19 protein-coding genes and 1 pseudogene are annotated in these 23614 nt (G+C 64.9%); 7 read left to right on the forward strand and 13 right to left on the reverse strand.

The genetic code is table 11. The features are described 5' to 3' along the window. Nucleotides 1-324: 324 nt before the first annotated feature. Entirely contained in the window at nt 325-465 is a 141-nt protein-coding gene (locus PSO31014_RS20810; protein ID WP_150553356.1) for a DUF3563 family protein, read from the forward strand. A 242-nt stretch (nt 466-707) separates the two neighbouring features. On the opposite strand, the gene PSO31014_RS20815 is transcribed toward PSO31014_RS20810, so the two are convergent. The 4 genes from PSO31014_RS20815 to PSO31014_RS20830 all read right to left on the reverse strand — a co-directional run bounded on the left by PSO31014_RS20815 (nt 708) and on the right by PSO31014_RS20830 (nt 3217). Next, complete coding sequence (locus PSO31014_RS20815) at nt 708-1172, reverse strand: DUF995 domain-containing protein (RefSeq protein ID WP_150553357.1); 465 nt, start codon at nt 1170-1172, stop codon at nt 708-710. Between the two features lie 245 nt (nt 1173-1417). After that, on the reverse strand, nt 1418-2083 hold the full coding sequence (locus PSO31014_RS20820; RefSeq protein WP_130026529.1) for a DUF799 domain-containing protein: 666 nt from the start codon (nt 2081-2083) through the stop codon (nt 1418-1420). Next, a complete protein-coding gene (locus tag PSO31014_RS20825) occupies nt 2080-2451 on the reverse strand; it encodes a DUF4810 domain-containing protein (protein ID WP_150553358.1) in 372 nt (123 codons plus the stop codon). The genes PSO31014_RS20820 and PSO31014_RS20825 overlap by 4 nt, the downstream gene beginning before the upstream one ends. 124 nt (nt 2452-2575) lie before the next feature. Then, the gene (locus PSO31014_RS20830; RefSeq protein WP_150553379.1) at nt 2576-3217 is read right to left on the reverse strand and encodes a CsgG/HfaB family protein; all 642 of its coding nucleotides are present in this window, start codon (nt 3215-3217) and stop codon (nt 2576-2578) included. Nucleotides 3218-3512: 295 nt separating this feature from the next. Here PSO31014_RS20830 and PSO31014_RS20835 point away from each other — a divergent pair, with 295 nt between their 5' ends. Continuing rightward, on the forward strand, nt 3513-3989 hold the full coding sequence (locus PSO31014_RS20835) for a nuclear transport factor 2 family protein (RefSeq protein WP_150553359.1): 477 nt from the start codon (nt 3513-3515) through the stop codon (nt 3987-3989). Between the two features lie 58 nt (nt 3990-4047). On the opposite strand, the gene PSO31014_RS20840 is transcribed toward PSO31014_RS20835, so the two are convergent. Next, the gene (locus tag PSO31014_RS20840) at nt 4048-5358 is read right to left on the reverse strand and encodes an Nramp family divalent metal transporter (RefSeq protein ID WP_150553360.1); all 1311 of its coding nucleotides are present in this window, start codon (nt 5356-5358) and stop codon (nt 4048-4050) included. A gap of 19 nt (nt 5359-5377) precedes the next feature. Between PSO31014_RS20840 and imuA the strand changes: the two genes are divergently transcribed. The 4 genes and pseudogenes from imuA to PSO31014_RS20860 all read left to right on the forward strand — a co-directional run. Beyond that, nucleotides 5378-6385: a translesion DNA synthesis-associated protein ImuA gene (gene imuA, locus PSO31014_RS20845; RefSeq protein ID WP_174976608.1), complete on the forward strand. Its 1008-nt coding sequence runs from the start codon at nt 5378-5380 to the stop codon at nt 6383-6385. Next, nucleotides 6315-7853 (forward strand): Y-family DNA polymerase, encoded by a 1539-nt coding sequence (locus PSO31014_RS20850; protein ID WP_174976609.1) that lies wholly within the window; start codon nt 6315-6317, stop codon nt 7851-7853. Before imuA ends, PSO31014_RS20850 begins: the two co-directional genes overlap by 71 nt. Nucleotides 7854-7874: 21 nt before the next feature. Next, nucleotides 7875-11183, forward strand: a complete 3309-nt coding sequence (locus tag PSO31014_RS20855; protein ID WP_150553363.1) for an error-prone DNA polymerase — start codon at nt 7875-7877, stop codon at nt 11181-11183. A 148-nt stretch (nt 11184-11331) separates the two neighbouring features. Next, nucleotides 11332-11529: pseudogene (locus tag PSO31014_RS20860) on the forward strand (HigA family addiction module antitoxin); the annotation flags it as partial. A 57-nt stretch (nt 11530-11586) separates the two neighbouring features. Here PSO31014_RS20860 and PSO31014_RS20865 read toward each other — a convergent pair. From PSO31014_RS20865 to PSO31014_RS20890, 6 genes are all read right to left on the reverse strand, one after another. After that, nucleotides 11587-12957, reverse strand: a complete 1371-nt coding sequence (locus tag PSO31014_RS20865; protein WP_150553364.1) for a nucleobase:cation symporter-2 family protein — start codon at nt 12955-12957, stop codon at nt 11587-11589. 430 nt (nt 12958-13387) lie between these two features. Further along, entirely contained in the window at nt 13388-14896 is a 1509-nt protein-coding gene (locus PSO31014_RS20870; RefSeq protein ID WP_150553365.1) for an HDOD domain-containing protein, read from the reverse strand. Between the two features lie 17 nt (nt 14897-14913). Then, complete coding sequence (locus PSO31014_RS20875) at nt 14914-16686, reverse strand: putative bifunctional diguanylate cyclase/phosphodiesterase (protein ID WP_174976610.1); 1773 nt, start codon at nt 16684-16686, stop codon at nt 14914-14916. A gap of 303 nt (nt 16687-16989) precedes the next feature. Then, complete coding sequence (cuyB, locus tag PSO31014_RS20880) at nt 16990-17742, reverse strand: cysteate racemase (protein ID WP_150553367.1); 753 nt, start codon at nt 17740-17742, stop codon at nt 16990-16992. Between the two features lie 77 nt (nt 17743-17819). Next, nucleotides 17820-18722, reverse strand: coding sequence for a transporter substrate-binding domain-containing protein (locus PSO31014_RS20885; protein WP_150553368.1), 903 nt, complete (start codon nt 18720-18722; stop codon nt 17820-17822). 191 nt (nt 18723-18913) lie between these two features. Then, nucleotides 18914-20170, reverse strand: a complete 1257-nt coding sequence (locus PSO31014_RS20890) for a D-amino acid dehydrogenase (protein WP_150553369.1) — start codon at nt 20168-20170, stop codon at nt 18914-18916. A 220-nt stretch (nt 20171-20390) separates the two neighbouring features. On the opposite strand from PSO31014_RS20890, the gene PSO31014_RS20895 reads away from it, so the two are divergent. Next, nucleotides 20391-21350, forward strand: a complete 960-nt coding sequence (locus tag PSO31014_RS20895) for a LysR family transcriptional regulator (protein ID WP_150553370.1) — start codon at nt 20391-20393, stop codon at nt 21348-21350. A 15-nt stretch (nt 21351-21365) separates the two neighbouring features. Here PSO31014_RS20895 and PSO31014_RS20900 read toward each other — a convergent pair whose 3' ends face one another. Together PSO31014_RS20900 and dbpA are read right to left on the reverse strand one after the other, a co-directional pair. Next, nucleotides 21366-21977 carry a hypothetical protein gene (locus PSO31014_RS20900; protein ID WP_017231799.1) on the reverse strand — a complete coding sequence of 204 codons (612 nt, stop codon included), beginning with the start codon at nt 21975-21977 and terminating at the stop codon, nt 21366-21368. A gap of 75 nt (nt 21978-22052) precedes the next feature. Beyond that, on the reverse strand, nt 22053-23465 hold the full coding sequence (gene dbpA / locus PSO31014_RS20905) for an ATP-dependent RNA helicase DbpA (protein WP_150553371.1): 1413 nt from the start codon (nt 23463-23465) through the stop codon (nt 22053-22055). Nucleotides 23466-23614: the final 149 nt, after the last annotated feature.

The raw sequence follows: 23614 nt of genomic DNA on the forward strand, positions 1-23614 counted from the left end.
GAGCCTATGGATACCGCGACGAGGAATACTTCTTCCTCAAAATCCGCGCGGCTTTCCCCGGTAATCCACGATGAACCTTTTTTTATTTCCAGAATTTTGATACGACCGCTGCGACCGCATGCCGCAGCGGGGTGTTGCGTCACGTCGACAGTTATATATGTGATTGATTTTAAATAAAATTTTCATGAATTGACTGTATTCGAAGTGAGCCTCTAGCAGATTTTTGATGTTTTTCGCAAATAGGGGCTAACCCTTAACGGGAAAACCCTATACAATGCGAAGCACTGCTGCGATGCAGCACACTAAATGAATTGGAGAAACATCATGGTTGCCGCCCTGTTTGAAGTCGTGAACACTTGGTTTGAAACGGCTGAGCGTCGTCGTCGCGAAGCGTTCCTGGCTGAGTCGAAGGACATCATTGAACTGGAACATCGTATCCGCGCGCTCGAAACCGCCGGTTACTAAGCAAGGTTGTTGTAAGTCTTTCTGGACGAACGGTCGTCGCTGGCGCAATCAGGCAAGTCGTCGTCACAGCGGGCGATCCCCGTCATCCATGCGATGGCGTGCGACGGCGCCCAACCGTGAGTCCGGATGCCAATCCCTGCGGTTTCGGGGTTGGCGAGTGCAAGCCCGCCACTTTGGCGGGCTTTGTCGTTAACGTCCTGCCCTTTCGTCCTTCGCTTTCGCCGTACCCCGGCGGAACGTGTCTATTTCTCGATCCTGAACTCGGTGGCGAGCGCCGCGCCGTTGGCGAGCGAGGTCACGCCGTAGTACTTGTCGCCGACCTTGAACATGAAGCGGCACCAGTTCTCGGTCATCGCGCGCCACTCGAGGTTCACGCAATACGATCCGTTGTCGTTGACCGACCACGTGCCGGTGGCGTGAGCGACCTGGTTCGCGCGGCTACCCGACCCGACGCTGCCCTTGTTGTCGCTCGTGGCATTGAGCGACCCATTGGTGTCGTTGATCCATTTGCGCGTACTGCCGTTGTTGGCGAGATTGGTGATGTGCGCGCCGGGCATGAGCGAACGCAATTCGTCGACACTGAGTTGCTGGCCGTTGGCGCTCTTGATATCGGAGAGATGCATCGGGTCCGCGTGGGCGAACGACGATAGTGCGAGCAGGCCGGTGGCAAGGAATGCCGTGGCGGGGGAAGTGAAGCGGCGGACCATGATGACTCCCGGACGAAGCCTGCCAATGTTGCGTGCAGGCCGACGGAGCACGCGCCGCGATCGGTCGTGCGTGCCGTCAGACGTTGTCGTCCCGCATTGAGACGCGGTGTCGCTATCGGTCCAGATGATGCGCTATTACTATAGGCGACAAGCGGGCGTCTGCACAGACGCGTGCCGCCCGGGGCGCGCGGTGAGCGACCCACCGCCTCGTCCCGGGGCGCATGAGGTGGCCTCAGTCGGTGGCCTCAGTCGGTGCCGTACTTCGGAGACCGTGGGCCATAGAGCAGCCCATTGGCATGCCCGGCCGACAGCAGACGCGCATTGGCGGTGCCCGCGACCGTGTAACCGGCGTTCGACACACTGTTCACGATCTGCTTGACCGCTGCCGTGATCAGCATGCCGATCAGACCGCCGCCGCTGTTGTTGTTCCCCTCGTTGTTCGACGCGCTGGCTACCCCGCTCCACAGCTTGGCACCGTTGCGTAGATCGATGAGGTCGGCCGAGACCGTCACCACCGTGGCGCTGTCGAGCACCATGTACTTCGTACCGTACTGCGTGATCTTGAGGTAGAGCGCGGCGTCGGCCCCGAAGATCTCGCGCAGCTTGGCCGGACTGACCTGATGGATGTCGCCGGCCACGGTCAGGCCGTTCTGGCGAAACGACTCGTCGACCAGGGCGACGGGCATCACATAGTAGCCAGCCTCACCCAGCGGCACCGTGACCTGCGAGAGCACACTGTAGGTTGCATCGATGTCGGGCGAGTCGTTCAGCGGCGGCAACACCAGAATCGACTTCGGGCGGCTTTCCTTGAACGCGGTGTAATCGTACGGTTTGGCTTGATGAACCGCACAACCGGTCATGAGGGCGGCCAGCGCCGCTACCGTCATCCATTGGCAGAGTCGAACGATCATTGCTTGGCCTCCGGGGTCTTGTGCTTGAGGAGAAAGTCGATGTAACCGGCCGACTCGGGGAACAATTGCTTCTCGGTCTGGAATTCCTCGACCATCTTGTCGGACTTGCCCACCGATGCGTAGAGCAGACCCAGGTGAGCGTGATAGCCCGGCGGCACGGCGCGATTGGCGGCCTTGATCTTCTCGAGATCGCGCTCGAGCGCGATGATCTGCGCTTCCTTCGATTCTCCCTTGAAGTATTCGTAGACCTGCGGCTGATAGCTTTCCCAGTCGTACAGGGGCTTGGGCGGCGTGACGCAGCCCGTGAGCAGCGCGCCACCGAGGATGGCCAGCGCGGCGGCACGGCTGGATGAGAACTTGCGATTCATGGCGATAGAGATCCTGACAGGCAGGCGGCGGGCGAAGGCATCGCGCCCCGCCTGCACGTGACGTGCGAGGCCCGGCGCATCGAGAACGATGCGCCGCGCAGGCGACAACCAAGGCGTTTCGGGTTTACTTGCCGGGCTTCCAGGCACCGCTCTCGATGCCTGCGACCAGGTTGTTGACGGCTTCGCGCATGGCGAGGTCGAGGACCTTGCCGTTGAGCGTCGAGTCGTAGCCCGCAGTGCCGCCGAAGCCGATCACTTCGCGATTGGACAGCGCGAATTCTCCCGCACCGCCGCTCGAGAAAACGACTTCCGAGGTGGCGATATCGACCACGTTCAGGTTGACCTTGGCGTAGGCGATCTGCTCGCGGCCCCGGCCGAGAATGCCGAAGAGTTGCTTGTCGCCCACTTCCTTGCGGCCGAATTCGACGACGTCGCCGGTGATCACGTAGTCGGCGCCCTTGAGCGTTTGCTGGGTCTTCTTGATGTCGGCTTCCTGACGAATCTCGGCCATGTTGTCGCGGTCGAGCACGTTGAAGCGGTGGGTCTGCTGCAGATGGGTGATCAGGATGGTCTTGGCCTGACTGCCGAGGCGGTCGACATTATCGGAAAAAACGCCACGCATGTACGCGGAACGGTTGTCGAACTTGCCGACGGCGATCGGTGTGCGCACCCCGACGTAGGGACGGCTGGCACTTTCGACCTTGGCGACTTGCAAGGTGCGCGAGCTTTCGGTGGCGCAACCGCCGAGCGCGCCGGCGGCGAGCATGACGGCGCTGAGCAGCGCAATGCTGGACTTGCTTTTCTGCACGGTGATACCCCTGTATGTATTGTTACCCGGCGGGCGAGGCGCGGTGGCATCGATCCGTGACGGGCATCTGGTTCCCTTGCCGCTCGGTTGGCTTTGCTTTTTTCGAATTTGGTAAGGGGTGCTGATCTTAGCATGCAGCATTGTCGTGTTAGTGCGCCGACGGAGGTGTGCGCGCCCCTGCGCCAAGCGCCAAGCGCAGCTTGGCGATACACTCGCACGGCTTTCCCCTCATACTTTCGATAGGAGTGTTGTCATGGCCGACAGTGAAGCCCGCCCGCCGTTTCCGCCATTCACGCGTGAGACTGCAATTCAGAAGATTCGTATGGCCGAGGACGGCTGGAACTCGCGCGATCCTGCGCGGGTTGCGTTGGCCTATACGGTCGACAGCCGCTGGCGCAATCGGGCCGAATTTCCGCGCGGCCGTGAGCAGATCGTCGAATTCCTGACGCGTAAATGGCAACGCGAACTCGACTACCGGCTGATCAAGGAACTGTGGGCGTTTACCGAGAATCGCATCGCGGTGCGGTTCGCTTACGAATGGCGAGACGATTCGGGCGGTTGGTTCCGTTCATATGGCAACGAAAACTGGGCGTTCGACGCGCAAGGGCTCATGGCCGAGCGCCATGCCAGCATCAACGACTCGCGCATCACCGAAGGCGAGCGCCTGTTCCATTGGCCGCAGGGACGCCGTCCCGACGATCATCCGGGATTGACCGAACTCGGGCTGTAAAGCCGGCGGGCATGGCGACGGTGACGCTGACGCGCGTCGCGTCCCCGTTTGCGCGACCTCAGTCCAGCCCGACGATGAGCAGCAGGTTGATGGCGGTGATGACCGCGAAGAGGCCCCACGCGAGCACCTGTGCGGGACGCCCGAGCGTGTTGCCGTTCATCACGCGCGGGTCGCTCACCGAGCGGATGAGCGGCCACATGGCGAACGGCAGTTGCAGACTGAGCAGCACCTGACTCCACACCAGTAGCTTGCCCACGGCGCCGTCGCCGAGCCACAGCACGCCGATCAGCGCGGGCACGAGCGCCAGCCCGCGCGTGATCAGACGACGCTGATAGCAGGGGATCCGGGCGTGCAGAAAGCCGTCCATGATGACCTGCCCGGCGATGGTCCCGGTGAGCGTGGAACTTTGTCCCGACGCAAGCAGGGCGATGCCGAACAGGAAGGCCGCGGCGCCGCCCGCAAGCGGTGTGATGAGCCGATATGCCTGCTCGATATCGGTGACGTTGGTCTGGCCGCTGGCGTGAAATGCCGAACCCGCCAGTATCAGAATGGCCGCATTCACGCACATGGCGAGCACGAGCGAGACCCATGTGTCGATGCGCACCAGCGCGAGGGTGTCGCGCACGTCGCCGCGTTTGCCGCCGACCACCCGCCGCGTCTGCACGACCGACGAATGCAGGTACAGATTGTGCGGCATGATCGTGGCGCCGACGATGCCGAGCGCCAGCACGAGGGCATCGTGCCGGTCGTGGCTGGGCGCACCCGGCATGAGACCGGCGGCCACCGCATGCCAATCGGGCGGCACCATGGCCACTTGCGCGACGAAGCACAGCGCCATCGTGCCGATCAAGCCGAAGACGATGGCTTCGATCTGACGGAAGCCTTTGCCCTGCAGGCCGAGCACGATCATCGTGTCGAGCGCGGTGAGGACGATCCCCCAGGCGATCGGCACCCCCAGCAACAGCTTGAAGGCGAGCGCACAGCCCAGGACTTCGGCGATATCGCAGGCGACGATCGAGATCTCGGCGGTGATCCACTGGACGAGTCGTCCCGCCCGCCCGTAGCGCTCGTAGCTCGCCTGCGCGAGGTCGCGCCCGGCGACCAGTCCCAGCCGGGCAGCGAGCATCTGGAGAAAGATGGCGGCAAGGCTGGAGAGCGCCACCACCCAGAGCAGTGAATAGCCGAATTGCGATCCGGCCTGGATATCCGTCGCCCAGTTGCCGGGGTCCATATAGCCGATGGCGACGAGCAGGCCCGGGCCGGCAAAACGCTTGAGTTTGATCCAGCGGGGTTCGCGCGCGTCGATGACGATGCTGCCTTTGACTTCGGAAGGACAGAAGGGCGCGGTGGCGGTGGTCGGCAGCGGCATGAGAAAAGGAGATCGGTCGATGACGCCAACGGTAGCCGGGCCGGCGCCTGCCCGCAAGCGCGATCATGGCGGCGGCAAGGTTACGGATATCACGGCAGTGGCGGACGAACTGCTATACTGTACATTCATACAGTATTTTGGGTGCGCGATGACCCTGCCGCTTTCCTCTTTGCCTGCCGGGCTGTGGCGCGCCAGTGAACTGGCGCATTGCCACCGCGCTGGCCACACGACCGGCTTTGCCGTGCTTGACGCCGAGTTGCCCGGCGCTGGGTGGCCGCATGGCGCGGTGACGGAGTTGCTGAGCGAGCGCCCGGGAATCGGTGAATGGCGGTTGCTGGCCCCGGCGCTACGCGATCTCACGCAGGCGGGCCAGCCGGTGATGGTGATTGCGCCGCCGATGCTGCCGTATGCCCCGGCGCTGGCGGGATGGGGGATCGATCTGCGCTGGCTCAGTGTCGTGATGCGTCCGGTGCGTCCGGTGAGTCCGGCACGTCAGGCGCCTCGGGCGCGCGGCACGCGCGGCCTGAAGTCGGAGGATCGCGACATGCTCTGGTGTGCCGAGCAGGCCCTCAAAAGCGCGTGCTGCGGGGCGGTGCTCACCTGGCTTCCGGCCGCGACGCCCGAGCAGATCCGGCGGCTTCAGGTCGCGGCCGGTGGCGGCGAGACGCTGACCTGGGTGGTGCGAGGGCCCGCCGCCGCCGCGACCGCCTCGGCGGCACCGTTGCGATTGGGGCTTGCCGTTGGGCCGGGGAGTCGCCTCGGCGTGCAGTTTCACAAGCGGCGGGGCCCACCCCGTCTCGAACCGCTCTGGCTGACGTTGCCCGCGCCGTATGCGCATGTCTCGCAACCGGTGACGGGCGCGGCCGACGATGCGCGGCCGGGGCCTGTCAGGCCTGGTCCGGCACCTTCGTCCACACCGTCCACGGTGCCTTTGGTTTCTGTTTCCGGAGTCTCGCATGGCTTGCTGGATCGCCCTGCATCTGCCCTATCTGGCGCTCGAGATCGCCTCTCCGCTCACACCGGCTGACACGCTGACCGACACGACGGTCGTGCTGGCGCAGTCGCGTGTCTGGCAGGCGAGTGAGGCGGCGCAGGCCGCCGGCGTGCAACCCGGCATGCGCCGTGGCGGCGTGCTGGCGCTATTGCCGCAGGCACGATTCCACGATCGCGACGAAGCGGCCGAGACGGTCGCGCTCGAAGCGCTGGCGCTGGCCTTGCTGCGCTTCGGCCCCGACGTTGCCATCGCCTCGCCACAATGCGTGCTGATCGACGTCGCACCGAGCCTGCGCCTGTTCGGCGGTCTGGCATCGCTGGCGGCGCAGGTGTTTGAGAGTGCCGAGGCGCTCGGGCACCGGGCGTCGTTGGGCCTTGCCGCCACGGCCAGCGCGGCGGCGCTGCTCGCGCGTGCCGGCGCCCCTTGTGAGCCGCCGCGCTGGCCACCGACGCCACCGACGCCGATGACGCTGCCGCAATCCCTCGATTCCCGCTCGGTCGCCTTGTTGCCCGAGGCGCAGCCGTGGCTCGACTGGCTCGCGCAAATCGGCTGTGCGACGTTGGGCGAACTGCGCGCGCTGCCTGCGGCGGGCGTGAGGCGCCGCTGCGGTGCGGAACTGCCCGCTGCGCTTTCCCGGGCCTACGGCGAGACGCCGGAAGCCCCCGTCTGGTATCGCGCCCCGCCCCATTTCGAAGCGGTGCTGCCGCTGCCGTCGCTCACGCATGACGTAGACGTGCTGCTCTTCGGTCTGCGCCGTCTGCTCGCCCAACTCACGGGATGGCTGGCCGCCGGGCAACTGGCCACGCGCGCGCTCGCGCTGGTGCTCGAGCATGAGCCGCTTGGGCGGCAAACGCTGGCACCGACGTGTTTCGACATCCGCCTTGCCGAAGCGAGTGCGGCGCCCGCGCATTTGCTGTCGTTGTGCAAGGAGCGGCTGGCCCGCTCGCCACTGGTGGCCCCGGTGCTGACGTTGCGGCTCGATGTCACGCAGACGGCGCCCCACGTTCCGCAAAGCGGCTCGCTCCTGCCGGAGCCGGGACGCGCCCGGCAGGATTTTGTGCAACTGATGGAGCGCGTGGCGGCGCGGCTGGGCGACGAGCACGTGCGGCGTTTGCAGGTACGTGGCGATCACCGGCCCGAGGCGGCATTCGTCAGCGTGCCGTATGGGGTGTCCGGCAATCCTTCCCATGCCTCCCACGGCACGATGTCCGGCGCGGTCCGTCATCGGTCCGATGGCGAGTCCCTGTTGCCGCCGCGCCCGGCGTGGCTGCTCGATACGCCGCAACGCCTCGGCGTGCGTCAGGAGCGCCCGTGGCGGCAGGGGCCGCTACAATTGATGAGCGGTCCTGAGCGTATCGAAGCCGGCTGGTGGGAGCCGGGCACCGTCACGCGCGATTACTTCATTGCGGCCGATATCACGGGGGCGTTGCTGTGGGTGTTTCGCGAGCGGCCCGTGAATGGGGCGGATGCCGCGTGGTACTTGCATGGCCTGTTCGGCTGAGTCCGGCGGGTCCACTGTGCGATGAATTTCGACGATTTCCTGCCGTGGCAAGGCCCGACCGAAGGGCTGGCCGCCAATGACGAGCGTGCCGACGCGGCCGGCGCCGATCCGTCGGCGCCCCCCGATCCGCGTGCCGCCGACGACGGCAGCCTGCCTGCCTATGCCGAACTGCACTGCCTGTCGAATTTCTCGTTCCAGCGTGGCGCGTCGCATCCGGAGGAACTGATCGCGCGGGCCGCGCACCTGGGCTACACCGCGCTGGCGATTACCGACGAGTGCTCGCTGGCGGGTGTCGTTCGCGCACTGGCCGAGGCGGTGCAGCATCCGTCGGTGTCGTTGATCGTGGGCAGCGAGTTTCGTCTGACGCCCGAGGACAGCGCAGCCGCGCTGGGCAGTGTGCATCTGGTCGCGCTTGCGCAGCACCGCGAAGGCTACGGCAATCTTTCCGAGATGATCACACTCGGTCGCATGCGCGGTCCGAAGCGCGGTTATCGTTTGCATGCGCGAGACTTCAGCGCGCCGGCAACCGGGCAGGCGCATCTGCGGGGTCTGCCGGGGTGCCTGATGATCCTGGTGCCGGAGACCGGCGCGAGTCCCGAGCGCACGCTGGCCCAAACCCGCTGGGCGGCGCAGACGTTCGGCGAAGGACGCGTGTGGCTCGCGCTCGAACGCCATCACCGAGCCGACGACGATGCGCATCTGGCCCGGCTGCGGGCGATCTCCGCCGAGTGCGACGTGCCGCTCGTCGCCACCGGCCATGTCCTCATGCATGTGCGCTCGCGCAAGCCGTTGCAGGACACGCTCACCGCCATTGGACTGGGCAAGCCGGTGCAGGCTTGCGGATTGGCGCTCGCCGCCAATGCGGAGCAGCATCTACGCACGCGGTTGCGGCTCGCGTGGCTCTATCCGCCGGACGCCTTGGCGCAAACGGTCGCGATCGCCTCGCGTTGCCATTTCGATCTGCGCAGCCTGCGTTACGAGTATCCGGAGGAACTGGTGCCCGCCGGGCATACGCCGGTGACGTATTTGCATCAGGAAGTCGAGGCCGGCGCGGCGCGGCGCTATCCGAACGGGGTACCGCAGAAGGTGCGTCGTCTCATCGAAAGCGAACTGACGCTGATCCGGGAACTGGCGTACGAGCCGTATTTCCTGACGGTCTACGACATCGTGCGTTTCGCCCGCAGCCAGAACATCCTGTGCCAGGGGCGCGGGTCGGCGGCCAACTCGGCGGTGTGCTATTGCCTGGGAATCACGGCGGTCAATCCTGACGAGGTGCAGGTGCTGTTCGGGCGTTTTCTGTCGAAGGAGCGCAACGAGCCGCCCGATATCGATGTGGACTTCGAGCATCAGCGGCGTGAAGAGGTGATCCAGTACATCTACGACAAGTACGGCACCGACCGGGCGGCGCTGGCCGCGACGGTGATTTCGTATCGCATGCGCAGTGCGGTGCGCGACACGGGGCGGGCGCTGGGCATCGATCTGTCGATTGTCGAGCAGGTCGCGCAGAGTCAGCAATGGTGGGACGGTCGTGAGAATCTGCTCGCGCGCATGGCGGCACAAGGGCTGTCGCCCGACGCCCCGACCACACGGCTATGGGCCGATCTGGTCGCCCGGCTGATTGGCTTTCCCCGGCATTTGTCGCAGCACGTGGGCGGTTTCGTGATTTCGCGCGACAAGCTCTCGCGTCTGGTGCCGATTGCGCCGGCGGCGATGGAGAAGCGTTACGTCATTCAGTGGGACAAGGATGATATCGAGACGCTCAAGCTGCTCAAGGTCGATGTGCTGGCGCTCGGCATGCTGAGCGCGTTGCGCCGCACGCTCGATCTGCTGGGGGAATGGCGCGGCGAGCTGATCTCGCTGGCGGACATTCCGCGCGACGATCCGGCGACGTACGGCATGATTCGTCGCGCTGATACCGTCGGTGTCTTCCAGATCGAGTCGCGCGCGCAAATGAGCATGTTGCCGCGCTTGAGGCCGGACAAGTTCTACGACCTGGTGATCGAGGTGGCGATCGTGCGGCCGGGGCCGATTCAGGGCGGGATGGTGCATCCGTATCTGCGTCGCAAGCAGGGCAAGGAGGACGTGGTCTATCCGCGCGAGGAGATCAAGGCGGCGCTCGAGCGCACGCTGGGCGTGCCGATCTTTCAGGAGCAGGTGATGCAGATCGCGATGATCGCCGCCGATTTCTCGGCCGGCGATGCCGATCAGTTGCGTCGTTCGATGGCGGCCTGGAAACGCAAGGGCGGGCTCGAGAAATTCCAGACCCGCATTATCGACGGGATGCTGAAAAACGGCTATCCGCGCGAGTTTGCCGAGGCCATCTGCCGCCAGATCGAGGGCTTTGGCGAGTACGGTTTTCCGGAGAGTCATGCGGCAAGCTTCGCACTGCTCGCCTATGCGAGTGCGTGGCTCAAGTGTCATGCCCCGGAGATGTTCCTGTGCGGGTTGCTCAACAGTTTGCCGATGGGATTCTATTCGGCGTCGCAGTTGGTGCAGGATGCGCGACGACATCATGTCGAGGTGCGCGCGGTGGACGTTTGCGTGAGCGATGTCGAGTCGCGTCCCGAGGCGCGCATCGGGCGGTACGGCAATGCCCGCCGGCCGGCGGTGCGGCTGGGGCTGTCGCTGGTCAAGGGCTTGTCCGACGACGGGGCCCACGCGATCGAGCGTGCGCGTCGGCAGCGGCCGTTTACGGACATCGACGATCTGACCGCGCGGGCTGCGTTGTCACGTCGGGATCTCGACGCCCTGGCGGCTGCCGACGCGCTGTCGGCGTTGCTCGGCGGTCGGCGGCAGGCGCGCTGGGCGGTCGCCGCATGGCAGCCACCCACGCCGTTGCTGGGGGCGACGGTCTTGCGCGACGCGGTGCCGGGCAGTGCCGACGAGCAGGTGGCGCTGCCGCCGATGGCCGAGGGGCAGGGCATCGTGGCCGATTACGCGAGCACGGGGCTGACGCTGCGGCGTCACCCGCTGCTGCTGTTACGCGAGACGCTCACCCGGATGCGGGTGCGAACGGCGAGGGATTTACAGACCGAGGGCGTGCACGGGCGCCGGGTGCGCACGGCGGGCATTGTGACGGGACGGCAGCGCCCGGGCACGGCCAATGGCACGGTCTTCGTCTCGCTGGAAGACGAAACGGGCGTCATCAACGTGATTGTCTGGCCCGATCTGGTCGAATCGCAGCGCACGGCGTTGCTCGCGTCATCGTTGTTGGGGGTGGAGGGGGTATGGCAACGCGAGGAGCGAGTGACCCATCTGGTAGCACATCGTCTGGTCGATCTCTCGTCGATGCTCGGCGAACTCGCGATCTCGAGTCGGAACTTTCACTAAGGTGATTTCGATAGGATGAGGCGTCTTCGGCCCCCTGCCATGCGTTATTAATTGTGATCGAAAATTTCAAATGCAGAGATATGGCGTTGTTATTCAACGGATGCCGGGTGAGGCGCTGGTGCATGCTACAGGTCGACGGAGGCCGAAAATGACCCGACAAGTACCACTGGCAACGCCGGGCGAAATTCTCGCGCAGGACTGGCTGGGCCCGATGGGGCTTTCTCAATATGCGCTGGCGAGGGCCATTGACGTGCCGCCTCGCCGCATCAACGAAATTGTCCTGGGCAAGCGTGCGATTACCGTCGATACGGCGCTGCGCCTGGGGGCGTTCTTCGGCGTGGATGCTCTCCCCAACGACACGTCATCCGTCGCCGTCGCGCGCCGACGGATGTCATGCCATTGCTCAATGCGCGGCGTCGGCCTGCTTGCCGGCCGCTTGCGCGAGGGCGCTCGCTTCGGCTTCGCTGCGCAAGCCGTTGAAGTGCGCGTTGAGCAGCACCGCGCTGATCGACGCGAGCAGAATGCCGCTGTGGAAGAACGGAGCGAGCGCATGCGGCAGTTTCATGAAGAACTTGTCCGACGCCACAGGAATCATCCCCACGCCAATACTGATCGCGATGATGTACAGGTTGTAACGATTCTTCGACAGGTCCACCGTCGAGAGAATCTTCACCCCCGTGGCCGTCACCATGCCGAACATCACGATGCCCGCGCCCCCCAGCACGAACTGCGGCACCGACGCCACCACGTGCGCCACCTTCGGAAACAAGCCCAGCGCGATCAGGATCAGGCCCCCCATGGCACACACCCAGCGGCTCTTCACACCGGTCACGCCGACCAACCCCACGTTCTGCGAAAACGAGGTGTAGGGGAAGGTGTTGAAGATGCCGCCGATCATCGTGCCCAACCCGTCGACGCGCAAGCCGCGCACCAGCGTCTTCCTGTCGACCGGACGGCCGACAATGTCGCCCACCGCCAGGAACATGCCGGTCGATTCGATGAACGTCACGAGCATGACCAGCGTCATCGTCGCAATGGCAACCGGATCGAAGCGCGGCACGCCGAAATGGAACGGCATGACGAAGCCGAACCACGGCGCGTCGGATACGCCTGCAAACGACACCTTGCCCAGCGCCATTGCCACGATCGTGCCGAACAGAATGCCCAGCAGCACCGCAATGTTGGCAAAGAAGCCGCGCACGTACTTGGTGATGAACAGAATGCACAGAAGCACGGCGAACGATACGCCCAGATAGAGCGGGTTGCCGTAGTCGGGATTGCCGAAGCCGCCCGCTGCCCAGTTGATGCCCACGCCCATGAGCGAGATGCCGATCACGGTGATCACGGTCCCGGTCACCACCGGCGGGAAGAGCCGCAACAGCTTGCCGATGAGCGGCGCGATCAGAATGCCGATCAGACCCGAGGCAATGGTCGCGCCATAGATATCGAGCAACCCGAGATCGGGATTCGTGCCTATGGCGATCATCGGCGTAACGGCGGTAAACGTCACCCCCATCATGATGGGCAGACGCAAGCCGAAGATCCAGAGGCCGAGCGTCTGGATCAAGGTCGCGATCCCGCAGGCGAACAGATCGGCGTTGATCAGAAACGCGACCTGATCGACCGACATTTGGAGCGCACCGCCGACGATCAACGGTACCGCCACTGCCCCCGCATACATCACCAGCACGTGTTGCAGTCCCAGCGTGAACAACTTGGGGAGCGGCAGGCGCTCGTCGACCGGATGCACCGGTGCAGCAGCAGATTGCGTCATGTCTTCTCCTGGTCCGACGGTACGAATCGATTTACATGGTGGAACCGAGCGTAAATTTTTTACCGAGGCGCAGCGAGTGCCGTCAAAAAGCAGAGCGGACGGTCGGGGATGCGTCGTGATCGACCCCCGAGCGGGCGTCATGGGGAAAAATTGAGGAATCGTGACAGGGTACGCCGGTTGGCGCCGCAGCGGGCGACTTCCCGGAAAGCCTTATGCCGTATGGTCGAGACGTCGCGGGGGAGTGACTGGCGGGAGAGGGTGGAAAGCGAGCGGTCGCGTGCAAATCGTCCAGCGCTGTGCGGCACACGTCGGCCGGGTGCCGAGGATCATATCGAATCCGCAATACTAAAGATTGCAATTGACGTATGAATCTCGGCGACACCGCGATATCGGGATATCGCCCCGCCGCAACGCCGTGAGGCTGCGCGACTCAGTGTGTGCCGGTCGTGCCGGAGGCCTTGCGCGCGAGCATATCGCTGGGATTGGCGGTACTGCCCGCGCCGCCGTTTTGCTGCGCAACGCTCTCGAGCTTGTTGGAGATCTCGTTGCCCATGTGCTGCAGGAATTCCAGCTCCTTCGCGCCGATGCCTCCCGCGCACAGCGCGCCGCCCCAGTCGCCGTAAAGCAGCGCCACGGTCTGGTTACGTTGGCGAACTGGCAGCAGGAAGAACGACTTCACGTTCGCGAAATGCTCACGGTGCCACATCGGAATACGCGGCACGATACGCGGTTCGCGGGCGTTGTCGATCAGAATCGCGCGACCGTTGGTCAGTGCCAGATGGAAGACGTCCGGCTCGAAGGCTTCGGGGAACGACAGGCCAAGTACAGGCTGCACGTCGCGACCGATGCCGAAGCGCAGCTCGAACGACTTGCCCGCCGGCACGCGCACGAAGGCCGCGCAGTTGGCGAAGCCCAGCGACTGCATGATCGCTTCGAGCGTCAGGTTGAGCAGACCGACCGCGTCGGTCTCGCCCGTGGCGGCCCGCACTTCCGAGAGACCGTCCGCCAGTCGTCGCGCCGAGTCCAGCGGCTTGCCCGCCGGCGGCTGGCGCGTGCTCGATGCCTTGGTGCTGATCGCGATGAATTCCTGGTGGCTCGTATCGCGCACCATTTCCTCGCCCACGGATACCACGTCTTTCACGTCCAGCGCGAGACGATCGGCATAGCGCTCCGCCAGCTCGGCCAGACGCTCCGGGTCGGCCCCGCGCGTGAGTTCCGTCACCATCTCGTTGGACATGTTCGCCACGGCACACAGCCAGTCGCTATGCGAGAGCGGGGCGTCGCCCTCCAGATCGATCGGACGCATGCTCGTCGCGATCGACTCCGGCAAGCCCCACTTGCGGGCCGCCGCTTCGGCCAACTCCGGGAACGAGATGGCGAGCACCTGTTCGCAGGCGTCGCTGTCGCTGATGCCTTGCGCTGCGGCGAGGGTCTGGATTTCCGCCCATTCGGCCGGGAAGCAATAGGTCACGAGCAGTCGTGCGACATGGTGCAGCAAGGTGCAGACTACGGCTTCCTCGCCGTCACGAATGCCATTCTTGGCGGTGATGTCGCGGGCGAACGCCCCGGCGAGCGTGGCGCGCGCAAGTTCGCGGGCCATGTCGTCGCGCTGTGCGGCGACTTCGCCGAAACCCTCGAGCAGCTTCAGGCTCAGGGCGAGGTGGCCGATCGTGTCGACACCGAGAATCATGATGGCGCGCGAGACCGTCGTCACGTTGCAGCCGAACGGCGCATACATGGCGGAGTTGGCCAGGCGGATCACTTTCTGGGTGAGGGCGAAGTCGGAGAGCACCGACGCCGCCAGGTCGGCCGTGCTGGTGTTCTCGCTTTGCATGGCGCTCACGATGCCGCTGACGGAGCGCTGCAGCGACGGAAATTCGCCGCGCTCAGCCAGGCGCTGCCACAGCAATTCGAGCGTTTTTTCTTTGGTCAGGCTCATGGTAGCGGGTTATCCGGTCAGTGGCCGGCATCCACAGTGAGACGCCCGCTCGCAAAGGCCGCCTCCAGTTCTCCCGCGGGCAAGGCCTTCGACACCAGCCAGCCCTGGATGGAATGGCAGCCGCGCTCGATCAGCATCTGCCGTTGCTCTTCTGTCTCGACCCCTTCGGCGACCGCCGACAGACCCAGCTCGCGCGCCAGTCCCAGGACCGCCGTCACAATCGTGCGGTCGTTCGATGACGTGGGCATGTCTTTCACGAAGCTGCGGTCGATCTTGAGCGCGGAGAGTGGGAAACGCTTGAGGTATCCCAGGCTCGAGTAACCCGCGCCGAAATCGTCGACGGAGAAGCGCACGCCCAGCGTCTGCAACTCGCGCAGCACCAGATTGGCTTGTTCCGGGTCGCGCATCAGTACGCTCTCGGTAATTTCGAGCACCAGCCGGTGCCCTTCCACGCCCGAATCGGCAATCGCTTGCCAGACCAGGCTCGGGAACGACGGATGGTGAAATTGCTGTGCCGAGACGTTGACCGACATGTACAGCCCGTCGAGCCGGGTGCGATCCCAGCGCGCGAGCTGCATGCAGGCGGCGCGTAACGCCCAGCCGCCCAGCAGGTTGATCAGGCCATTGGCCTCGGCCAGCGGAATGAATTCGTTCGGTGAAACCGGGCCGAGCGCGGGATGCCAGCGCATGAGCGCCTCGACCCCCTTCACGTTCAGCGAGATCGGATCGCAGATCGGCTGGTAGTGCAGGCTGAATTCGCCATTGTGAATCGCCTCGAACATCGCCGATTCGAGCGAGAACGCCTTGCGGTGCAAGTCGCCCAGATCGTCCGTATAGACGAACAGGCCGTTACGGCCGCGATCCTTCGCGCAGTACATGGCGGCGTCGGCGTGCTTGATGAGCAGGCCGGCCGAGTCGCCATGGCGGGGAAAAAACGACACGCCGATGCTCGTGGTGAGGTGCAGCAACTGGTCGCCAATCTGGAACGGTTGCTGCACCGCCGAGAGCAGGCGCTTCATGATGCCGCCGAGCGCCTGTTCGTCGTCGCAGCCGGGCAGCACGAGCACGAACTCGTCGCCGCCCATGCGCGCGGCCATGTCCGTCTCGCGGATCTGCGCGATCAGCCGTTGGCCGGCGTCGCACAGGAGCTGATCGCCCACGTCGTGGCCGAGCGAGTCGTTGACCTTCTTGAAGCCGTCCAGGTCGAGCAGGGCAACGGCAAAGTTCGGCCCGCCTTCACGCGCGTGCTGGATGGCTTCGGTAATGCATTGATGAATGTACTGACGATTCCCCAGCCCGGTCACCGCATCGCGCACCGCCAGATCGGACAGGCGTGCTTCGTTTTCCTTGAAGGCGGTGATGTCCTCGCCGTGCACAACGAACGTTGCGCTCGTCCCGGCGATACGGGGCGTGTACTGGGCAATACGCAGACGCATCCAGACCCGGTCCGTCAGACCACGCAGCAGGCGCACGGTGCACTGCTGGGGGCCGAGCATCTGGGCGGCGGAGAAGGCATCCTGCAGCGTCGGCACATCTTCGATGCCGGTCAGCTCGAAGAGCGTGGCGTGGTCGGTGTACTCGCGCGAATATTCCAGCAAGCGCAGGGAGGCTTCGGCAATGAAAAGAAAACGGCCGTCGGCAGCAACGTGGGCCGAGAGTCCGCCGGTCAGCTCGACCAGCGCCCGGGACAATGCCGGGGCCGGCGCCGGGGCATGAGCCTCGGCGATTGCCGGTGCCAGGGTCGAAGGCTCGACCAAGGACACGCCGGCGGGGAGTCGATCTGAACTCATTGTTGTTGTCTGTGCATGCATCACGTCGAGCGCGCTGCGACCCATGTGCTTCCCCGTTCAGGCAAACGCGCTCATGGCCGAACCTTGGTCCGGCAGGTGTCCGATGGATTGTGGGCCATTATAGCTAAAGACGCCAGCGATTTTGGTAGCGGGAATCCCCGATTCATGCCGCTTTCCACACGTTTTCTCACGTAGGTTTTTTTCTGACAAGGCAATCGGGGATTATTCCTGCGCGGCGGCTGGCTTGTGGCCGGTATTTCCTCGGAAATGCCCGTCAAATGGCACGTCCGCACATCGGGACATTCACTGGCGTGATTTTCCCGTGGGCGTCTCGTGCGCGAGCGACCAGGCGATGCAGGCGCGGGCAAGGGCGGCCGAGGCGTCCAGGCCGAAGCGGCCCAGCGGTGTTTCACAGGTGGCCAGCGCCACCGGGATTTCCGTACAGCCGAGAATGACGCGTTGCGCGCCGGCTGCCAGCAGGGTCTCCATCGCCATCGCGAGGGCCTCGCCGCCGCGACGACTCTCCCCGGCCTTGGTGAGCCGGATGCCTTCGTTCACGAGCGCCTGGTGCGCAAGCGGTTCGGCAACCTGAACGAACCGATAGCCCAGCGCTTCGAGTCGTGGCCGGTACACGTTGGCGTGATGGGTGCCTTCGGTGGCCATCAGGCCGATGGGGGCGCCGGGGGCGACGCATTGGGACAGTTCGCCCGCGACGGCTTCGACTACATCGAGCACGGGCAGCCGGGTGCGATGACGCAGTGCGTCAAGCCAGGCATGGGCCGTGTTGCAGGCAATGGCAATGCAGCCAACGCCAGACTGCTCCAGCGCGTGAACGCCGTCGAGCATGCCGTCGAGTGGTGACGCGCCGTCGTGCAATAGCGCCTCGGTGCGGTCGGGGATCTGGGGCACCGAGTAGAGAATGAACGGGATGTGATCCTGATCGCGGTGGGCCGGATGTTGATCGACGATCTTGCGGCAGAGATCGATGCCGGCGGCGGGGCCCATGCCGCCGAGGATGCCGAGCGTGGCGTGCGAGTTCATGGTGATGAGCATCATTCAACGGTAACGGCAAGCATCGGGATCGCGCGCGGGGGCAGGGGCCGTGGCCCCGCCCCGCACGGCGTCCGACAGGATCAGTCGTAAGCCTTGGTGATCGGATCCTTGAACATGGCGCGCATCTCAGCCGTCATCGGATAGTGCATATTCTGGTTCTTCGGCGGCACCGGTTCCATGAACCACTTGTTGTACAGCTTCTCCATCTCGCCAGACTTCTCCATGTTGGCGATGACCGTGTCCACGACCTTGGTGAACGCCGGATCATCGTGGCGCAGCATGCACGCATAGTTTTCGAACTGGAGGTTCGGACCGACGACTTCGTAGCCCTTGGCTTCGTCGGCCGACAGGGCGGCGCGCTGGCCGTAGAGCAGCGGCTCGTCCATCACGAAGGCCACCGAGCGGCCTTGCTTGACGGTCAGGAAGCCGTCCGAGTGATCCTTCGTCTGAATCAGGTTGAAGCCGACCTCACCCTTCTTGCCCGAGAGAATCCGATCGGCAGTCGTGCCGGCGGTCGTCGCGATCGTCTTGCCCTTCAGGCTGTTCAGATCGGTGATGCCCGAGCCCGACTTGGCGATCATCTTGATCGAGTACAGGAAGATGTTGTGCGAGAAGCCGACTTGCTTCTCGCGCTCGAACGTGTGCGTGGTCGAGCCGCATTCCAGGTCGATCGTGCCGTTCTGCACCAGCGCGATACGGTTCTGCGACGTGATCGGCGTTTCCGTGACCTTCAGGTTCGGCAGGTTCAGGTCTTTCTTGACGGCGTCGACGATCTTGAGCGCAATTTCCTGCGAGTAGCCGATCGTCTTGCCGGCGTTGTCCGTGTACGAGAATGGAATCGACGACTCCCGCACCCCGAGCGCGATCACGCCGGTGTCCTTGATCTTCTTGAGCGTGCCGGTCAGTTCCTGCGCGCTCGCGGTGTGCGCGAACAGGGCGGCGGCGGCGCTGACGAGCAGCAGGGGAGCAAACAGCTTCTTCATGGTCTCTGTCCTATCGGAAGTGAATGGCACGGTGGTCCGCGCCGTTGGTATGTCAACTGCCAAAAACACTGGTATAACCCGACACGTCCTTCCGCTGTTCCCCACGGAAACGACGCCCCGCAATACCCCGTAACGCCCCGTGTCATGACGGCGATCGACCCGGGAGGCCGGCTATGTTCGATCAACGCGATTCACGCGGCCAGCCGGGCAAACCCTGCCAGATCGACCGCGGGACGCTTGCCGCCGATGGCATCGGCAATCACGCGTGCCGCGCCCATCGACAACGTGAAGCCCAACCCGCCATGGCCAACGTTCAGCCACAAATTCTCCAACGTATCCGCGCGCTGGAGGATCGGGCGGCCGTGCGGCGTGGCCGGTCGCATACCGGTCCATTCCAGCGGGGCCCGCTCGCCGGCCAATGCGGGAAACAACGCCGCCGAGAGCGTGCGCAGCGCCTGGATGCGCCGGGCCGCGATGCGATAGTCGTACCCCACGAGGTCGGCCATGCCCGCCACTCGCAGATGCTCGCCGAGGCTGGCGTAGACGACCTTGTTGTCGGCGTCCGTCACCGATACCTGCGGGCGCGCGTCGACCGGGGCGTGGCGATACGTCAGGCTGTAGCCCTTGAGCGGGTAAAGCGACACCGACTCACCGACCTTGTGCAGCAACGGCATCGCCGCCAGGCCGTTGGCGACGACACAGGCATCGACGGCCACGTCGCCCATGCGGGTGCGAATCGACCGCACCGTGCCGCCATGCACATCGAAGCCGGTCACTTCGCGTTCATACAGCAGCTTGCCGTCGGCGTGCGCACCGACGATCCGCGCCAGTTCCATGCATAACGACTGGCAGTCCCCGGTGCCTTCGCCCGGCGTGTGAATTCCGCCGGCCAGCTCACCGGCGATCGTCTCCAGGGCGGGCTCCAGCATGGCGCATGTCGCGGCGTCGACCCGTCGCTGTGTGTAGCCGAGTCCGTTGGCCAGTTCGAGCGAGCGTTCGGCGGCGGCGAGCTTGTCCGCATCGCGGTACACCACGAGCTTGCCGCTCAGTCGGTAATCGAACGACACCGATTCCCGCGCCAGAAATTCCTGCATCACCGCACGGCTGTGCAGGCCGAGCGAGAGCAAACGCAATGTGGAGCTGGCGTTCGCCTGCGCATTGCAATGCTTGACGAATGCGATCGACCAGCGCCAGAAGTCCGGATCGAACGACGGCTTGATGCGCAGCGGCCCGGTGCGAGAGAACAGCAGCGAGGGCAACTGCGAAAGTACGCCGGGGGCGGCCAGTGGCGACACGTACCCGTAGCTCAGTTGGCCACCGTTGGCGAAACTTGTCGCCAGACCCGGACCGCGTCCGGCGTCGATGACCGTGACCGCATGGCCTGCGCGCAGCAGTTCATACGCGCTGGCGAGGCCCACGATGCCCGCCCCGATGACTCCAATATGCATAGCGATGAATGACAACCAAAAACGTCAGGGAATGCAAGGCGGGAAAATATTCGGCGTGGAGAGCGAGGCCTCGCGGCCGTGTTTTCCCCCTACCTTTGCTACGCAGTGTAGGGCGAGAAAATTCGGTAACCTATGCGGATTTGAGGCAGCATATGTCTTTTGGCTATAGGGTCGGCACCACCGCCGATCCGCTTTCCGCGACACGGGGACGACGTCAGGCATGAAATTGCGGCATATCGAGACGTTTCGCGCAGTGGTACTGACGGGCTCGGCCAGCGGCGCCGCGCAATTGCTCAACGTCTCGCAACCCGTCGTCTCGCGCGTGTTGCAGCATGCCGAACAGCAACTCGGGTTCAAGCTGTTCGACCGCGTCAAGGGCCGGCTCGTGCCGACGGCCGAAGCGCGTCGCCTCTATCCCGATGTCGAACGCATCTTCAGCGATCTGGAACGCCTGCGTACCACGTCGCGCAATCTGCGCCAGCATGGCGTGGGCCATCTGCGCATTGCCGCGACACCGAGTCTTGCGCAGAGCCTGTTGCCTGCCGCCATCGAGCGCATGCGGCGCGCGCATCCCGATGTGGTCTTCGAACTCATTACGCACCATACGACCGAGATGATCACGGCGATCCTCACCTCGTCGGTCGATGTGGGCATCGTGTCGGCCCCGCCGATGGCGGCCGGCATCGTGAGCCGTCCGGTGGCGCAGGGGCATATTGTGCTGGCGGTGCCTGCGGCGTGGCCGAAGCTCTCGCGACGCGGGCCGGCCAGTGCCGATGCGCTCGCCGGGCGCGATCTCATCAAGCTGCACGACGACACGCCGCTCGGTGCCCTGATCAACGAACGTCTGGAGCAGACCGAGTTGCTGCAGGACGCCGAAGTGATGGTGCAGACCTATTCGCTCGCGGCGGCGCTTGTCGAGCACGGTCTGGGCTACGCGCTGCTCGATCAATTCACGGCGGCCAGTGCCCATGAGCAGGCGCAGCGCCTGTATCGCGTGGCGCCGGCCATCGAGTTTCCGGTGGAGATGCTGCGGCCGTCGCACGAACCCGAGTCAGTGCTTGCCGACACCCTGCGGCGGCATCTGGCGGACGTGGCCAGCGAACTCAGCGCGCGAGCCGAGGCGTTGTGCGAAGGGCGCGAGATCGTTCTGGCGCCGGGCACGGACATCGACGAGCCGTAAGCGTGCCGGCAGGACTCACCGGCAGCCGGGCTCGCTCTTCACTTCGAAATAGGTAAACGGTTGCGGCTGGAGCTTGCCGGCCAACGACGGATAGTTCGCCTGCACGAAGCGCCGCGCGCCCGCCATGTCGAACTCGGTGCGCAGCCAGAGCTTGCCGTCGTGGCTATCGAGCATCAGGGTGCCCGCGTAGATCACATCGCCCCGCTGGACCTGCACCGTCGGCACCTTGCGGCCCTTGCAATAGCGAAAGCGATAACTCTTGTCGGCCGGCGTGAATTCCATCGGACCGAAGCGCTCGTTGCGCATGAGCGGCGAGACGCGCATGGCCACGAAGCCACGCGTCGGCGGATTGCTGTTGAGGGTGCGCGTGACCTTGCCGCCGACGATGCCATTCACTGTCTGTGAGAAGTCCGAGTAATTCCACGGCCCCCAGGTACTTTGCAGTGGCGTGTCGAGGCCAACGATGACGATCGCGTACTCGTCGAGCGTGTCTTCGGTGAGGACAGGGTTGGGCGGCACGCCCTGGGTGCTGCAGGCCGTCAGCCAGCCTGCGGCAAGCGCGGCGAGTGCCGAGCATCGCGCACGGCGCGCGACGGGAGAGAACCACAGGGTACGCAGTGACCTCATTGCAGCCTCCTTGCCGCGCGCGGCGCGCAGGGGACGATCCGAAAACGGCGGCGGACGCCGGGGTCTGACCCGCCCTTAATCCTGCAGGAATCTTACCTTGACCTTGCGGCCCTTGACGCGGCCGTCGGACAACTTGCGCAACGCCACCGGGGCGATGTCTCGCTCCACCGCAATATACGTGAAGTTATCCAGAACGTTGATTTTTCCGATCTGGGTGGCGGCAAAGCCGGCTTCGCCGGTGAGGGCGCCGAGCACGTCGCCCGGACGGATCTTGTCTTTCTTGCCGCCCAGCATCTGGAGCGTGACCATTGGCGGCAACAGGTGCCCGCCGCCCGACGGCGTGAGTTCCTCGAGCTTGTGCCACGGCACTTCGTGGCCCAGCGCCGCTTCGAGGTTACCCACGCGGCCCATCTCGTTCATGCTTGCCAGGCTGAAGGCCCAGCCCGCTTCGTCGGCGCGGCCCGTGCGGCCGATGCGGTGCACATACACCTCGGGGTCGGGCGTCACATCGACGTTGATCACGGCTTCGAGTTGCGTGATGTCCAACCCGCGAGCGGCCACGTCGGTGGCGACCAGCACCGAGCAACTGCGGTTCGCGAACTGGATCAGCACGAGGTCGCGCTCGCGCTGCTCCAGCTCGCCGTGCAGCGTCAGGGCGTGAAAACCTTCGGCGCGCAGCACGTCGGTCAGATCGCGGCATTGCGCCCGCGTATTACAGAACGCGATGGTGCTGACCGGCCGGAAATGATCGAGCAACTGGCCCACGGCGTGCAGACGTTCCTCTTCGCGCACTTCATAGAAGCGTTGGCGAATCTTGCTGGCGTCGTGCTTCTCCGTGAGGCGAATTTCGCGCGGCGTGCGCAGCAGGCGTTGTGCGAGCTTCGCGATGCCCTCCGGGTAGGTGGCGGAGAAGAGCAGTGTCTGGCGCGAGGCGGGCGTTTGACGTGCCACCGTGGCGATGTCGTCGAAAAAGCCCATGTCGAGCATGCGATCGGCTTCGTCGAGCACCAGCGTCTTGATGCCGGCGAGCGAGAGCGTGCCGCGCTCGAGGTGATCCATGATGCGCCCCGGCGTGCCGACGATCACGTGCGCGCCGTGGGCGAGGCTTTCCGCCTGCGGACGCAGTGGTGCGCCGCCGCACAGCGTCAGGATCTTGATGTTGTCCTCGGCGCGCGCGATGCGTCGCACTTCCTGCGCCACCTGCTCGGCGAGTTCTCGCGTGGGACAGAGCACGGCGGCCTGCACCGCGAAATCGCGGGCATCGACGCGCTGGAGCAGGCCGAGCGAGAACGCGGCGGTCTTGCCGCTGCCGGTCTTGGCCTGGGCAATGAGGTCGTGGCCGGCGAGCATATCGGGGAGGGACGCCTGCTGGATGGGTGTCATCGAGGCGTAACCCAGCCGTGCGAGGTTCTCCTGCATGGCGGGAGAGAGCGGCAGGTTCGAGAAGGGGGCGCTGTCGGTGCGCGAATCGGTGGCTTTTGAGTTCATGCGCAATTATACCGGGCCAACCGGGCCAACCGGGCCAACCGGGGCCGCCGAAGTCGGCGCTGACCTCGGCGCTGACGCGGGGTTAGGGATCGCGCCGTTGCCAGTCCGGGGCTGGCGGGCGTAGCATGGCTTTGCTTGTCGATGTCTGG

This window comes from Pandoraea soli, assembly GCF_902459595.1.
Taxonomy (GTDB): domain Bacteria; phylum Pseudomonadota; class Gammaproteobacteria; order Burkholderiales; family Burkholderiaceae; genus Pandoraea; species Pandoraea cepalis.

Bases quoted from the DNA above. Each gene is read 5' to 3' on its own strand.
- PSO31014_RS20865 (WP_150553364.1), bottom strand. From the start codon at position 12,957: ATGACGCAATCTGCTGCTGCACCGGTGCATCCGGTCGACGAGCGCCTG.
- PSO31014_RS20825 (WP_150553358.1), bottom strand. From the start codon at position 2,451: ATGAATCGCAAGTTCTCATCCAGCCGTGCCGCCGCGCTGGCCATCCTC.
- PSO31014_RS20875 (WP_174976610.1), bottom strand. From the start codon at position 16,686: ATGAGTTCAGATCGACTCCCCGCCGGCGTGTCCTTGGTCGAGCCTTCG.
- PSO31014_RS20850 (WP_174976609.1), top strand. From the start codon at position 6,315: ATGGCTTGCTGGATCGCCCTGCATCTGCCCTATCTGGCGCTCGAGATC.
- PSO31014_RS20900 (WP_017231799.1), bottom strand. From the start codon at position 21,977: ATGAGGTCACTGCGTACCCTGTGGTTCTCTCCCGTCGCGCGCCGTGCG.
- PSO31014_RS20820 (WP_130026529.1), bottom strand. From the start codon at position 2,083: ATGATCGTTCGACTCTGCCAATGGATGACGGTAGCGGCGCTGGCCGCC.
- PSO31014_RS20855 (WP_150553363.1), top strand. From the start codon at position 7,875: ATGAATTTCGACGATTTCCTGCCGTGGCAAGGCCCGACCGAAGGGCTG.
- PSO31014_RS20890 (WP_150553369.1), bottom strand. From the start codon at position 20,170: ATGCATATTGGAGTCATCGGGGCGGGCATCGTGGGCCTCGCCAGCGCG.
- imuA (WP_174976608.1), top strand. From the start codon at position 5,378: ATGACGCCAACGGTAGCCGGGCCGGCGCCTGCCCGCAAGCGCGATCAT.
- PSO31014_RS20815 (WP_150553357.1), bottom strand. From the start codon at position 1,172: ATGGTCCGCCGCTTCACTTCCCCCGCCACGGCATTCCTTGCCACCGGC.
- PSO31014_RS20830 (WP_150553379.1), bottom strand. From the start codon at position 3,217: ATGCTCGCCGCCGGCGCGCTCGGCGGTTGCGCCACCGAAAGCTCGCGC.
- PSO31014_RS20840 (WP_150553360.1), bottom strand. From the start codon at position 5,358: ATGCCGCTGCCGACCACCGCCACCGCGCCCTTCTGTCCTTCCGAAGTC.
- PSO31014_RS20810 (WP_150553356.1), top strand. From the start codon at position 325: ATGGTTGCCGCCCTGTTTGAAGTCGTGAACACTTGGTTTGAAACGGCT.
- PSO31014_RS20895 (WP_150553370.1), top strand. From the start codon at position 20,391: ATGAAATTGCGGCATATCGAGACGTTTCGCGCAGTGGTACTGACGGGC.
- dbpA (WP_150553371.1), bottom strand. From the start codon at position 23,465: ATGAACTCAAAAGCCACCGATTCGCGCACCGACAGCGCCCCCTTCTCG.
- PSO31014_RS20885 (WP_150553368.1), bottom strand. From the start codon at position 18,722: ATGAAGAAGCTGTTTGCTCCCCTGCTGCTCGTCAGCGCCGCCGCCGCC.
- PSO31014_RS20870 (WP_150553365.1), bottom strand. From the start codon at position 14,896: ATGAGCCTGACCAAAGAAAAAACGCTCGAATTGCTGTGGCAGCGCCTG.
- cuyB (WP_150553367.1), bottom strand. From the start codon at position 17,742: ATGATGCTCATCACCATGAACTCGCACGCCACGCTCGGCATCCTCGGC.
- PSO31014_RS20835 (WP_150553359.1), top strand. From the start codon at position 3,513: ATGGCCGACAGTGAAGCCCGCCCGCCGTTTCCGCCATTCACGCGTGAG.